Raw genomic sequence first — 12,339 nt, forward strand, 5'->3', positions numbered from 1 at the left:
GAGACAATCCTAGCCAGCCAGCGCCGATTGGCGGGCCTCGACCTGGTCGAGACAGTCGCAAAGCGCATCCAGAATCAGCATGGTCGAGGCATGGCGGGCCTTGTAATCCTTAACGGGCATCAGGTAGCGCATGTCCTCAAAGCGGCCCTGCGGCCCCTCGCCGCCTTCCTTCAACATGGCCAGCATATCGGCACGGGCCTTGCGGATCTCGTTAAAGCTGGCGCCAACCACATGGCGCGCCATGATCGATGCGGAGGCTTGTCCCAGCGCGCAGGCGCGCAACTCCTGCGAAAAATCAGTGACTTTATCGTGGTCGACGGTTACAAACGCCTTCAGACGTGAACCACACAAGCGGGAGTGCTTTTCAGCCACGGCATCGGCATTGCTCAATGCGCCGACGCGGATGATATTGCCGGCAAATTCCAGGATCTTGCTATTGTAAATATCATCCATCGCCAAACTTTGCTCCAAAAGCCTGTCCATACGCAAAACCCGACCTGTTGGATTATCCATTTTTGCGCAACACTGTGTCGCGTTTTGGCGTATGTCGTGACTGTGCGAGTTCTCTATATATCACATCGTATGTCGGTGTAGAAACATCAAGGCGAAAAGTTTGAAACACGCCCACGAGGATTGGACTTGCCATCATGGCTCGAATTACGCAATTAAAGCCTGGATCGTCGAAAAAGGCTTCTGCCAGTATGAGTGACCGGGAGAGTAATGGCATGGATGCCACAGTGAAAAAAATGTCGCCTGAAATGTCCCGCCCCAGCCGCGAGGAAGCCGAAGATGCCGTGCGCACACTGCTGCGCTGGGCTGGCGACGATCCGAGCCGGGAAGGCTTGCTCGACACGCCAAAGCGTGTGGCCAAAGCCTATGGCGAACTGTTCGGCGGCTATAATGTCAATGTCGAGGATGTCCTTGGCACGACATTCGAAGAGGTTGGCGGCTATAACGACATCGTTCTGGTGCGTGATATCCCGTTTTTCTCTCATTGCGAACATCACATGCTGCCAGTGATCGGCAAGGCGCACGTTGCCTATCTGCCGAATGGCCGGGTGCTTGGCCTGTCGAAAATCGCCCGCGTCGTCGATCTTTTCGCCCGCCGCCTGCAAACCCAGGAAACCATGACGGCGCAGATTGCTGATTCCCTCGTTCAGTATCTTCAGCCACGCGGCGTTGCCGTCATGGTCGATGCGGAGCATATGTGCATGGCAATGCGCGGCATTCAGAAATCCGGCTCCACAACGCTGACCACCACCTTTACCGGTGAGTTCAAGACCGATGTCGCTCAGCAGGTGCGGTTCATGACCATGGTGCAAAACCGCTGATCGCCTCAGCGCTTGCGGCCTGGCAGTTTTGATGGAATACAATAACGTACCGCATTGCCGCGGTGCGTTATTTTTTGCCTTTATATTGGATCGACGGAATGATCAGCTTTTCAGCCCCTTCGACGGACAAGACCCTTCTGGAAGGCGCTGGCGTATTGACGCCGAAATTCGACGCGCATGGCCTGCTGACCGCCGTTGTGACCGATAACCGCGACGGCGAACTGCTGATGGTTGCCCATATGAATGCCGAGGCCCTGGCACTGACCATTGAAACCGGCCTTGCCCATTATTACAGCCGCTCGCGCAAGAGCCTTTGGAAAAAGGGCGAAAGCTCCGGCAACATGCAGAGCGTCAAGGAAATTCGCGTCGATTGTGATCAGGATGCCATATGGCTCAAGGTCGAGGTTGCCGGTCATGATGCCACCTGCCATACCGGTCGCAGATCCTGTTTTTACCGCTCCGTTCAGCTTGCCGATGGCGAGGCGAAAATGGTGATTACCGACGATCACAGGCATTTCGATCCTGCGCAGGTTTACGCCGGCAAGGACCAAAAATAGACATTTGCTATTTTAAACATCAAAAAGTCTTTACAGAAACGCTTTGGTAAACAAGGCGGCGCAGACTACCCCGGAAATACCGCATTTGAAGGCAGAGTAAATCTGCTGCATGCTCTCAAAACAGAGTTGGTGGACATGAAAATGCGGGTGGGCGTTACGACGTCGCCACAGCATAATGCGTCATATGAAACGCACTATGTTGTAGCACTTTGAATTTGCAGCATAATTCTCTCCTTGGATCGGGTTCGATTTGAGGAACTACGCGGCAGACGCCCATAGCATTGCGGTACATGGGCATTGCTGTACAGGGGCATTGCTGTACATGGCAGCGCCGTGCATCGGGCGTGATGCACCACTGCATGGTTTCTGGCCTGAGCCAACGGCGGCTTCAGGCAATGCAGTTGGGGACTGTTCGGTCGAAAGGGTGTTCTGGAAATGCTGAACTGGAATTTAAGAGGTCAAGGGGCCGGTCGGTCCGCAAAGCCAGGAAACCCATCGGGCGGAAGCACTGTCGCCGAATTGCCGCCGCCGGTCGTCAAGCCTAAAATTGCGCTTGCCCTTGGTGGCGGTGCGGCCCGTGGCTGGTCGCATATCGGCGTTTTGCGCGCCCTGGATGAGGCTGGCATCGAAGTCGGCATGGTGGCGGGAACCTCTATCGGCGCGCTGGTTGGCGGCTGCTATCTGGCGGGAAAGCTGGACGAGCTGGAGCAATTTGCGAGATCCCTGACCGTGCGGCGCATCGCGGCCCTTCTCGACCTGACCATTGGCGGCGGCGGCCTGTTGGGCGGCATGCGCCTGACGAAACGCATGCAGGAACATCTGGAAGGCCTGACCATCGAAGATCTGCCGCAGCCCTTCGTGGCGGTTGCCTCCGAACTGACGAGCGGCCACGAAGTCTGGATCGATGGCGGCAATCTGGTCACAGCACTTCGCGCGTCCTACGCCTTGCCCGGTATTTTCGAGCCAGTGCGTTGCAACAATAGGACGCTGGTCGACGGTGCGCTGGTCAATCCCGTTCCGGTATCGGTCTGCCGCTCCTATGAGCAACCGTTGGTGGTGGCGGTCAATCTTCACTACGATCTTTATGGTCGCTCCGCAGTGGTCAAGCACAAGGTCGGCCCGATCGGCCCGGATACCGGCGCGGTAAAACAACCGAACCGGCTGGGGCTGACAGGCGTGATGGTGCAATCCTTCAACATCATCCAGGACCGGATTTCCCGCGCCCGGCTTGCAGGCGATCCGCCCGATCTGGCGCTGCATCCGCGTGTCAACGATATCGGACTGTCTGAATTTCACCGTGCCGGTGAATGCATTGCGCGTGGCTACGAAGAAACCACCGCCCGTATCGCTGAAATCCGCCGAATGCAGGAAGCTGTGATGCGATAAAGCATTGGACTAAACCGCGGAAACCGGTTTTCGGTCCAAGGCTTGGAGGCATTCTCTCCAAGCACATAAAAAAGCCTGCCCGGACAAACCAGGCAGACCCAATACTCACGCGGAAAACTGGCGGGTTATCCCGTAACGGTTACACCAAAAACCAGGCACAACACCGGCATTATCCGGCAATATAGGCCTTGATATGCTCGGCCTCCAGCTCCACCTCGCGGATGCGTTGCTTGACCACGTCACCGATAGAAACGATGCCGATCAGCTTGCCGCCATCTTCCACCGGTACGTGACGGAAGCGTTTGCTGCTCATCATTTCCATCAACTGGTTGACGGTGGTTTCTTCGCTACAGCGAAACACGTTGGCGGTCATGGCTTTCGACACCGGCAAGGACAGAGCCTCGACGCCGCCTTTGCCGATGGCTGACGCCAGATCGCGCTCGGTGAAAATCCCGACGATCCGGCTTTCCATGCCGACAACCACCACCGCACCGATCTTGTTGTGATGCAGCACCTTGGCGGCCTCGGCCAGACTGACCGTCGGACCGACCGTAATTACATCACGACCTTTTTCGCTGAGAATATTCCTTACTGTCACAGACATATGCGCCTCCTCCTGGCAAATCTCCGGGCATTCAGGATTGAGCGTCGTTCCTCCTCCCGGATCGACGCCCCCTGATCAGGAATGCTGCCTGTATTTGCTAGAGAACGCAACCAATTGGATGCATCGGCACAGCTTTTTTTAAACATCCACCGGTTTTTGCCCAGTAGGACGGTGGTCAAACAGCGCAAACCCCAGAAAACCCAGGGCGAAACCACCCAGATGTGCGTCCCACGCGATGGCCGCGCCCGGATCGCCGACCAGCGGAATCCCGAAAGCGATGATCACGTTGCCAGCCAGGAACATGATAATGAAGACAAGGACGGTGCGCTCGGACAGGCTGGCCAGGACGCTCAACCGGGGTGGAAAGGCATCCTCTTCGCGCAGCCGCAGTCCGGAGCGTCCGGGGCCGAAGGCAAACCGGCAGGCAGCCCCCATCAGGCCGGAAATGACGCCGGAAGCGCCGATCAACAGGCTTGCATCGCCCCAGTTCAGGCAGACATGCGCAACAGCGCCAGCGGCTGACGTCGCCAGCCAGAATAACCAGAAACGAACTGCGCCGATGCGTCGCCAGACCGGCGTGCCGAAGGCAGCGAGCCAGAGGCCGTTGAAGCCGAGATGCTCGATACTGCCATGCAGCAGTGAATAGGTGAACGGCGTCCACACCCAGGCCAGATCCTGATTGGAAAAATCATAGACATAGCGCACCGGCGAAAAGCCGAATTCCACCATGATCCAGTCGGAGATTTCATCAGACAGTATCCAGCCGGTCAGGGCATAGATCATCACCAGCAGCAATAGCGCCAGAAGAATGCCGCCCGGCATATTGAACACCGGTTCGCGTCCACCGGTCTCCGGGCCGAGCCCCTCGTCCAGCGGATCGTCCCCATCTTCAGGCTCGCGGTCCCATTGCCCCTTCGGCCTGTCGTCCATGCATCTCTATTCCTTGTGATCCGTGAGCATCAGCATATAGCGAGAGATCGGCAAAAGGAAATGCAGGAGATCGCCGCTGTCAGAAAACTGTTGCACACAGACCTTAAGCAATCGCCAGCAAGACGGCTTCAGTCCACTACGCCCAAGATTGACACGGGAAATTCACAGCTATTAATCTACCAACCTGACGAATAACAACCGCCGCTGCCAAAGCCCGGAAAACGCAGCAGATCAGCGGCAAGCTCTCGTTATCGCAGGGTTTCCAAAGCCCCAAGAGAAAGGCCATCCATGAAAAAACTCTCTTCAATCGCCGCTTTCGCGGCTGTCCTTTCACTTGCAACAGCGCTGACGCCAGCCTTCGCCGATGGCCTCACCCTACCGCCCGTTCCAGCCGGGGTCGGCCATGCCGATAGCGCGCCGCCACCGGCAGGCGTCATGGCCTATGTGGATACGGGCGCCACCAACCAGCGCGGCGATGCCTGCCATGCGACACCGCAAACCAATGCCGGCGTACGGGTTCTCTCCGGTTTCCTGGATCTTTGGACACCTCGCACGCCCTTCGTCGATGCCGATCAGGAGGCAGCGGCCAAGGATGGCTGCCCGGCGATTGCCAAATCGGACTGGAGCGGCATTCCCGGCAGCCCGACCGATGGCATCAAAAAGCTCCCGCAATTGCATGAGCAGAATCTCGCCTATTCCATCAAGGTCACCGGCGAACATACGCCGGAACGCGATCTGGCCGCCTATCTCGATGACCGGCGCGGCAAGAATGTTAGTATTACCGATGGACTTGGCCCCCTGGCCGACGCCTGGCGCCAAGGCGTGCGGCAGACAACGACGATCACCGGCATGCCCGCTGACGCGACCACCGTCAAATATGATGACAAGGGCAATAATCGCGGTGTCGGCTCCAAGGACAATACCGATCTCGGCAAGGCAGTGGACTTGATCGAGGCAGGAAGCGCCGATGGCTCGACCGAGCCTGCCAAGCGTTATTACAAATATGCCCGTCCCTACCGCGCCAGCGACAAGGTGCGGATCGTGCCGCAACTGGAACTGGCCAAGAGCGACAAACCGGCCTCCGACGGCGGCTTCCCCTCCGGCCATACCGCCGAAGGCTGGCGCGATGCGCTGGTGATGGCCTATCTGGTGCCGCAGCGCTATCAGGAAATGCTGACCCGCGCCGCCATGCTCGGCGAAAACCGCATTCGCGCTGGCATGCACCAGACCTTCGACGTGCTGGGTGGGCGGGTGTTGGCCACCGCCATCGTCGCCTATAATCTCAACCGCCCGGACTATACGCCACTGCGCAGCGAAGCCTATCAGCAGAGCCAGACATGGCTGATGAAGCAAACCGGTACAAAAGACAGCCAGGCGCTGCTGGCAGCGGCCCATGCCCTGCCGAAATCGACGGATGCCTATGCCGATTATGCCTGGAACAGGCAATTTTTCGAACCACGCCTGACCTATGGCTATAAGCAGATTGGCGATCCATCCTTGGCGCCCAGCGTGCCCAAAGGTGCCGAAGTGCTCCTGGAAACCCGCCTGCCCTATCTCAGCGCCGACCAACGCCGGGTGGTTTTGAAAACCACGGAACTGGCCTCCGGCTATCCAATCATCAGTGATCCGGAAGGCTGGGGCCGCCTCGACCTGTTCCGGGCAGCCGATGGTTATGGGGCGTTTGACGGCGATGTTACCCTTGTGATGGACGCCACCAAAGGCGGCTTTAACGCCGACGACACCTGGAAAAACCCGATTTCCGGCAAAGGCAAGCTGACCAAGCAGGGCAGCGGCACCCTGACGCTGTCTGCCAAGAACAGCTGGACCGGCGGCACAGTGATCGAGGATGGTCGCCTAGTTGCGCAATCACCAACCGCCTTAGGCAAGGGCGACGTTTATCTTGCTGGCGGCACGATGGAGATTGCCTCCGCGCCTCTGACCGTGACCGGCACACTGACGCTGCGCAACGATGCGACCTTGGACATCACACCCGCCAAATCCATGAAAGCGCCAAGCCTTGCTGTCAGCAAGACGCTGTTTATCGACGGCGGAAAACTGGTGGTCAAACCTGACGGTCAATGGAAAGCCGGACAGACCGTCAAGCTGATCACCGCCGCCAGGATTGCCGGAAAATTCGGCGCCATCGAGGTTGAAGGCCATAAGGTCAAGCCGGTCTACGGTAAGAAAACCATCTCCCTGCGCATCGAAGAATAATACCCAAAAGCCGATAGCCTGTCTGGTTCAACCCGAGCTTGGCAGGCTATCTTTTCCTTTGTTTTCGTTTGTTTTTCGGGAAGATCGGGTCCATTTTTCTCTGGTCTATCTTTGGATAGAGCCCCTGAAGATCAGTGGACAGATCGGTGAACAGCAAAACACTCTGTTAACGCATAGCGCCTAATATTTCAGGTGACTCAAAGCGTTGAAGAATCGTTGCATGTATTCCTATCATCAGGCCCCCAATAGCGGTTCAGCACGTCCCCCGGTTCAGCGGGCGTTTCAGCGCGTCTCCGTGAGTCTTGAAGGCCGGCTGATGGTGCCGAGCGAGGATGAATATGTCTGCCTGACGGTGGATATGTCGCCGGGCGATGTCCGGGTGATCTGCGCGGCCCGCCCCGTGCCGGGCGAAAGGATCATTGCCTATATCGACCATATCGGCCGCATCGAAGGCACCGTGATCAAGACCACCGATGACGGCTTTGTCATCAGCATCGTGGCAACGGAGCGCAAACGCGAAAAGCTTGCGGCTCAATTGACCTGGATTGCCAACAAGCACGAGTTGGGGCTGCCGGAAGACCGCCGCCACGACCGGCTGACACCAAAGCAGCCGCGCACCGAACTGATCTTTGATGACGGGCGCAAATACAACTGCCGGATCATGGACCTGTCCCTTTCAGGTGCGGCGATCGATATCGATATTCGCCCACCGCTCGGCACTGCGGTACGCCTGGGCAGCATGCGTGGCCGCGTCGTGCGCCACTTCCTGGAAGGCGTTGCCATAGAGTTCACCACCCTGCAATCCCGCGAGGCCCTGACAGAGTTTCTGTAGGACCCATCAGATTTATATTGAACCGGTGGCCGCTTGATAGTCGCTATCTTTTCGCGAAATCGGGTTTCACGTCTCCCTGATCGTCTCAAGCATGTGCACAGAGGGTGCCGCCCTCGGTTTTCGGCTGATTACATTTTTCGGGCTGATGATTGGTCCCCATTCCGTTCATCCATCATTCACCAAAACCCATGCATTTCTACAGGAATTTGAGTATTTCCAGCGGGTTTTTGACAGGAAATCCCTTTTTGGGGCCACTCAACATCAACGTCCGCCGAAACTCTTGGGACAATGATGCATTCTTTCGGCACAACACGTCACAATCTTCCTGACGTATTTTTCAGTCAATTTTCGATATTTTTCAATTGGATAGAGATCTTCTTATCCCGTTGGCATAGCCGTTCGCACCAGTCAGTGCCCTGTCAATTCCCATAGAAAACAATAGTAAATTGCCTAAAATTTTATTTTAATTTTATACTTATTTTCTTCGATTTTGTACTTATTCCTACCTTCCAATTTTGCCAGACGGCAAAGTATCACTGTCATTGTATTCCCATAACGGGGAGACACCCAATGACAAACAAGAAGACAACAACAGGTTTCGCCATCATCGCCGCTATCGTGGCATTCGCCAGCGCACAAGCGGCTTTTGCCGGCCAGCCTTCGATGAAAATCAATGGCAGGGCCAGCCAGCCGATAGGCCATTACGAGTTCTGCCAGCGTTACGCCAGCGAATGCCGCCCCTCCGGCAGCGACAACGGTCCGCAACAACTGACGCCAGCCATCTGGCAGAACATTCTTGAGGTGAACTACACCGTCAACACCACCATCAAGCCGGAAACAGATATGGAGCTTTACGGTGTCGAGGAATGGTGGGAATACCCAACCGTTGCCGGTGACTGTGAAGATTACGCCCTGCTCAAGCGTCGTCAGTTGATTGCGAAAGGCGTAGCCGAATCCAACCTGCTGATAACCGTGGTGCTGCAACCCAATGGCGCTGGCCACGCCGTGCTGACCGTCCGCACCGATCGCGGCGATTTCATTCTCGACAACATGCGCAACAAGGTGCTGCTGTGGTCGGATACGGAATATACCTTCCTGAAACGCCAGTCCTCCGACAATCCGGGGCAATGGATGAAGATCCAGGATGGCCGTGCCGCAACGGTTGCCGCCCTTCCGAAGAACTGACCGCCAAGGCGAGGACGCTCCCGCATCCACGACATCTGGCAGATATTGGCCCCGGTCGTCCCCGCATCTCCGTCCGACCAAGGCCAAGAGCCGGCTCCGCTGCCACGGAGCCGGCTCACTTTTTTGGATATTGCAGACGGACGCAACTGCACCATTAACGCACCATTAACCATGTGCTGGCCATGCTTCCAGGTGCGACTCGGGTCCCGTCTTCTTCAGGTTGTCGGCCAGTGCCTCACCCATGATGACGTGGAAGGGTTGCGCAGCCAAGAAAAGGCCAGTCGAAGCATGGACGATGCCGTCAAGTTACCCGCAACCAACATTGAGAAGCCCCTGATCTCTCCCAGGGTGCTGACTGTTTGTTTTGCGGTTCTCGGCCTTCTCCTCGTCTTTTCCCTGGCTCTGTTTCTGGGCAGCGACTGGATTGGCCGCGCGCTGACAAGTGATCGGCGCAGCGAGAGCACAACACCGCGGGCGATCACCATCGGCCTTGATCATCTGCGCATTGAAGACAACACCATAAGGTTTCAACGCCAGCGCCACGATGGCGCTCTCGCCCGCGTCGATCTGGCCCTGACATGGCCGGAAATGCGCGGCTATAGCCAGGCAGACCGGCTGCGTTTCGACGATATCAGCCAGTCGAACGATTTGATTTTCCTCCAGATTTCCCAGAGCACCATGTCACGCGACATGTCTGGCCGGATTGAACCGATCTACAAGCAATTGTTCGAAGGAGCGCCTCAGCCGGGGCCCTTTGGCCTGACCGGCCACCGCTTTCGGGCGGGCAGCGGCTATGACGGCGAAATTCTTTACACGGCACCCCGGCCGGGTCGCCCGGACTTCGCCATCCGCTGCCTTTCCCCCGATCAAGCCGGGCCGCAACAGGACGGGCCAACCGTCGATACCTGCCAGCGCGATCTCAACGCAGGCCACGATCTCAGCGTGCTTTACCGGTTCTCGCGCCAGAAATTGGCCGACTGGCGGCAAATCGATACCGCTGTCGAAGCATTCGTTGCCTCCCGACTTACGGTGTCGAGCGAGTAGTCCCGCACTTTGCCCAGACCTGACCCGGAACTGGAGGGGAATCGGCAAAATTTTAGAAAAATGCAGCAGGGACCGGCAACCTGTTGTTCATCATAAACCACTTGGTAACGCTGTGGTGTTAGCGTCAGGAAATATGTCGCTGGGGGGCGGCCAAAGCAGGAATTCATACGCATAGCACCAGATCGGGCATTTCGCCCGGTGCCTATGCGTGATCAGGGCTGGAATTCTGGAATTCAGGAAAGAGTGCAGTGGTAAATATGCGAGTTGCTAGCCTCCTTGGTCGAAACATGATTGTTCGGCCTGTCATGCGTGTGTCTCTCACCGTGGCTCTGGTCTGCGCCACGTTGGTGGCTCCGGCTCCTGAGGCTGCTGCTGCATCGCGCTATGCCGACATCGTCGTGGATGTGAATAACGGCAAGGTTTTGCGCGCCACCGACGCTGACAGCCTGCGCTATCCCGCATCGCTCACCAAGATGATGACCCTGTATCTGGTTTTCGAAGCGCTTGAAAAAGGCCGGATCCGGTTGAACTCCTCTGTTCCCGTGTCTGCCCATGCTGCCTCCGAACCGCCATCCAAGCTTGGCCTGAGGCCCGGCGGCAGCTTTACCGTAGAGCAAGGCATCCAGGCCCTCGTCACCCGCTCCGCCAATGACGCGGCAACTGCGTTCGGCGAATATCTCGGTGGTTCCGAGGCCCGGTTTGCCCAGATGATGACATCAAAGGCGCGCGCACTTGGCATGTCCCGCACCACCTATCGCAATGCGAATGGCCTGCCAAACTCCGGCCAGATGACCACGGCCCGCGACCAGGCGCGGCTGGGCATGGCGCTAAGACAGCATTTTCCGCAATATTACGCTTACTTTTCCACCCGCAGCTTCACCTATGGCCGCCAGGTGATCGGCAATCACAATCGCCTCATCGGCTCGGTGCGCGGCGTTGACGGAATCAAGACCGGCTTTACCAATGCCTCCGGCTTCAACCTCGTCACCTCCTTGCAGATCGACGGTAAATCCGTGGTTGGCGTGGTGCTGGGTGGTGCCTCAGGTGCCGCACGCGACAACCAGATGCGGAAACTGATGGCAACCTATCTGCCGGAAGCCTCCCGTCGTGGTGGCGCAAGCCCGCTTATTGCCCGCCAAAGCACCGTGCCGGAGCCGATGGCACCTGTTGCCCGCGAAACCGCCCTTGCACCGCAATTGCCTCAATCCGGTGTACCCGTGCCCGGCGGACGCTATGACACGGGCAGCCTGAACGAAACGGCTTATGCCGGTGGCGGAGGCGCCAACGATGCGGTTGCCGCTCTTGCCGAGCAGGCGGAAGCAAGCCAGGCCCTGGAGACAGAGGCGGCTCCCATGCCGCAGACCCGCAAAAGTGCATCGCGCCATTCCAAATCATCTGGGCCCAAGCCACCAGCTGATGTCGACCACACAGTCACTTTTTCCACCAAGGCGCCAGCTGCGGCACCTTCGGGCTGGACCGTCCAGATCGGTGTTTCGGATAGCCAGGAAGCGGCAATGGACCTACTGAAAAGCGCCCGTGCCAAGAGCGGTATTTCGCTCAAGGGTGCTCGGCCTTTCGCCATGGCCTATGGCGAAGGCGCATCCCAGGTCTATCGTGCCCGGTTCGTCGGCTTCGATGATCAGAAATCTGCGATCAATGCCTGCAATCGCCTGAAAAAGGCAGGCGTTAGCTGCTGGGCCGCAATGCAGTAGTCACTCTGTCTTACCGTGGCCTGCGCAGGTGTTTGCGCAAGGTCCGGTCAGTTCACCTCGAAATGTAATGCGTACGAGGATGTAATCATGGCAAACAATGAAAACCACCTGAACACCGGCCAGGTCGTGGACCAGACAGCCGATCAAGCGGTTGGCAGCGATCCGGCATTTCGCTTCAACCCGCGGGCTGGCCTCAATCCACTGCACGAGGCGGCGATCCGGCTGGCCGATGGCATCAACAAGCCGCGTGCCAAGACGCGGGACCTGATGAACCTGCTCCTCTGCCACGGCGCGCGTGCCTGGCGCTATTCTCAGCCGGAAGCGCGTATTCACCTGCATCTGGACCCGCATTCCCGTCGGGTACCGGTAAAGCTACGGCTGCGGTAAAACCATAGGCCCCGAACGAGCACGTTAGAGCAGATCACATGTCCGCTGCCTCGGCGAACATGACCAAGAATTGATCCAATCTCACTCGCTGGTGAATTGGATTTGAACGGATTAAGCGCGAGGATCTCCTTCACCGGCTAACGAGTTTTTCTCGCCG

The 12,339-nt window shown here is 57.6% G+C and carries 12 protein-coding genes; 9 read left to right on the top strand and 3 right to left on the bottom strand.

The window, feature by feature from the left end:
- Window positions 1–9 precede the first annotated feature (9 nt).
- Entirely contained in the window at window positions 10–453 is a 444-nt protein-coding gene (locus tag V6582_RS19750) for an iron-sulfur cluster assembly scaffold protein (RefSeq protein WP_156633337.1), read from the bottom strand.
- Between the two features lie 272 nt (window positions 454–725).
- On the opposite strand from V6582_RS19750, the gene folE reads away from it, so the two are divergent.
- The 3 genes from folE (at window position 726) to V6582_RS19765 (ending at window position 3,274) form a co-directional block, all read left to right on the top strand.
- The gene (gene folE / locus V6582_RS19755) at window positions 726–1,331 is read left to right on the top strand and encodes a GTP cyclohydrolase I FolE (RefSeq protein WP_156633335.1); all 606 of its coding nucleotides are present in this window, start codon (window positions 726–728) and stop codon (window positions 1,329–1,331) included.
- 98 nt (window positions 1,332–1,429) lie between these two features.
- Window positions 1,430–1,888, top strand: a complete 459-nt coding sequence (gene hisI, locus V6582_RS19760) for a phosphoribosyl-AMP cyclohydrolase (protein ID WP_156633333.1) — start codon at window positions 1,430–1,432, stop codon at window positions 1,886–1,888.
- 435 nt (window positions 1,889–2,323) lie between these two features.
- Window positions 2,324–3,274, top strand: coding sequence for a patatin-like phospholipase family protein (locus V6582_RS19765; RefSeq protein WP_060715532.1), 951 nt, complete (start codon window positions 2,324–2,326; stop codon window positions 3,272–3,274).
- A 169-nt stretch (window positions 3,275–3,443) separates the two neighbouring features.
- Here the strand turns inward: V6582_RS19765 and V6582_RS19770 are convergent, their stop codons facing one another.
- Window positions 3,444–3,878: a CBS domain-containing protein gene (locus V6582_RS19770; protein ID WP_070164678.1), complete on the bottom strand. Its 435-nt coding sequence runs from the start codon at window positions 3,876–3,878 to the stop codon at window positions 3,444–3,446.
- Between the two features lie 138 nt (window positions 3,879–4,016).
- The gene (locus V6582_RS19775) at window positions 4,017–4,808 is read right to left on the bottom strand and encodes a rhomboid family intramembrane serine protease (RefSeq protein WP_156633330.1); all 792 of its coding nucleotides are present in this window, start codon (window positions 4,806–4,808) and stop codon (window positions 4,017–4,019) included.
- 288 nt (window positions 4,809–5,096) lie between these two features.
- Between V6582_RS19775 and V6582_RS19780 the strand changes: the two genes are divergently transcribed.
- From V6582_RS19780 to V6582_RS19805, 6 genes are all read left to right on the top strand, one after another.
- Window positions 5,097–7,022: an acid phosphatase gene (locus V6582_RS19780; protein WP_156633328.1), complete on the top strand. Its 1,926-nt coding sequence runs from the start codon at window positions 5,097–5,099 to the stop codon at window positions 7,020–7,022.
- Between the two features lie 220 nt (window positions 7,023–7,242).
- Window positions 7,243–7,854: a PilZ domain-containing protein gene (locus V6582_RS19785; protein ID WP_156633327.1), complete on the top strand. Its 612-nt coding sequence runs from the start codon at window positions 7,243–7,245 to the stop codon at window positions 7,852–7,854.
- A gap of 570 nt (window positions 7,855–8,424) precedes the next feature.
- Window positions 8,425–9,039, top strand: coding sequence for a transglutaminase-like cysteine peptidase (locus V6582_RS19790; protein ID WP_197434445.1), 615 nt, complete (start codon window positions 8,425–8,427; stop codon window positions 9,037–9,039).
- 288 nt (window positions 9,040–9,327) lie between these two features.
- The gene (locus V6582_RS19795; RefSeq protein WP_156633325.1) at window positions 9,328–10,083 is read left to right on the top strand and encodes a hypothetical protein; all 756 of its coding nucleotides are present in this window, start codon (window positions 9,328–9,330) and stop codon (window positions 10,081–10,083) included.
- Between the two features lie 287 nt (window positions 10,084–10,370).
- Entirely contained in the window at window positions 10,371–11,795 is a 1,425-nt protein-coding gene (locus V6582_RS19800) for a D-alanyl-D-alanine carboxypeptidase (RefSeq protein ID WP_234889783.1), read from the top strand.
- 87 nt (window positions 11,796–11,882) lie between these two features.
- Window positions 11,883–12,182, top strand: a complete 300-nt coding sequence (locus V6582_RS19805) for a hypothetical protein (RefSeq protein WP_156633321.1) — start codon at window positions 11,883–11,885, stop codon at window positions 12,180–12,182.
- Window positions 12,183–12,339 lie beyond the last annotated feature (157 nt).

Source organism: Agrobacterium vitis, assembly GCF_037039395.1.
GTDB lineage: Bacteria > Pseudomonadota > Alphaproteobacteria > Rhizobiales > Rhizobiaceae > Allorhizobium > Allorhizobium vitis_E.

Bases quoted from the DNA above. Each gene is read 5' to 3' on its own strand.
- V6582_RS19750 (WP_156633337.1), bottom strand. From the start codon at position 453: ATGGATGATATTTACAATAGCAAGATCCTGGAATTTGCCGGCAATATC.
- folE (WP_156633335.1), top strand. From the start codon at position 726: ATGGATGCCACAGTGAAAAAAATGTCGCCTGAAATGTCCCGCCCCAGC.
- hisI (WP_156633333.1), top strand. From the start codon at position 1,430: ATGATCAGCTTTTCAGCCCCTTCGACGGACAAGACCCTTCTGGAAGGC.
- V6582_RS19765 (WP_060715532.1), top strand. From the start codon at position 2,324: ATGCTGAACTGGAATTTAAGAGGTCAAGGGGCCGGTCGGTCCGCAAAG.
- V6582_RS19770 (WP_070164678.1), bottom strand. From the start codon at position 3,878: ATGTCTGTGACAGTAAGGAATATTCTCAGCGAAAAAGGTCGTGATGTA.
- V6582_RS19775 (WP_156633330.1), bottom strand. From the start codon at position 4,808: ATGGACGACAGGCCGAAGGGGCAATGGGACCGCGAGCCTGAAGATGGG.
- V6582_RS19780 (WP_156633328.1), top strand. From the start codon at position 5,097: ATGAAAAAACTCTCTTCAATCGCCGCTTTCGCGGCTGTCCTTTCACTT.
- V6582_RS19785 (WP_156633327.1), top strand. From the start codon at position 7,243: ATGTATTCCTATCATCAGGCCCCCAATAGCGGTTCAGCACGTCCCCCG.
- V6582_RS19790 (WP_197434445.1), top strand. From the start codon at position 8,425: ATGACAAACAAGAAGACAACAACAGGTTTCGCCATCATCGCCGCTATC.
- V6582_RS19795 (WP_156633325.1), top strand. From the start codon at position 9,328: ATGGACGATGCCGTCAAGTTACCCGCAACCAACATTGAGAAGCCCCTG.
- V6582_RS19800 (WP_234889783.1), top strand. From the start codon at position 10,371: ATGATTGTTCGGCCTGTCATGCGTGTGTCTCTCACCGTGGCTCTGGTC.
- V6582_RS19805 (WP_156633321.1), top strand. From the start codon at position 11,883: ATGGCAAACAATGAAAACCACCTGAACACCGGCCAGGTCGTGGACCAG.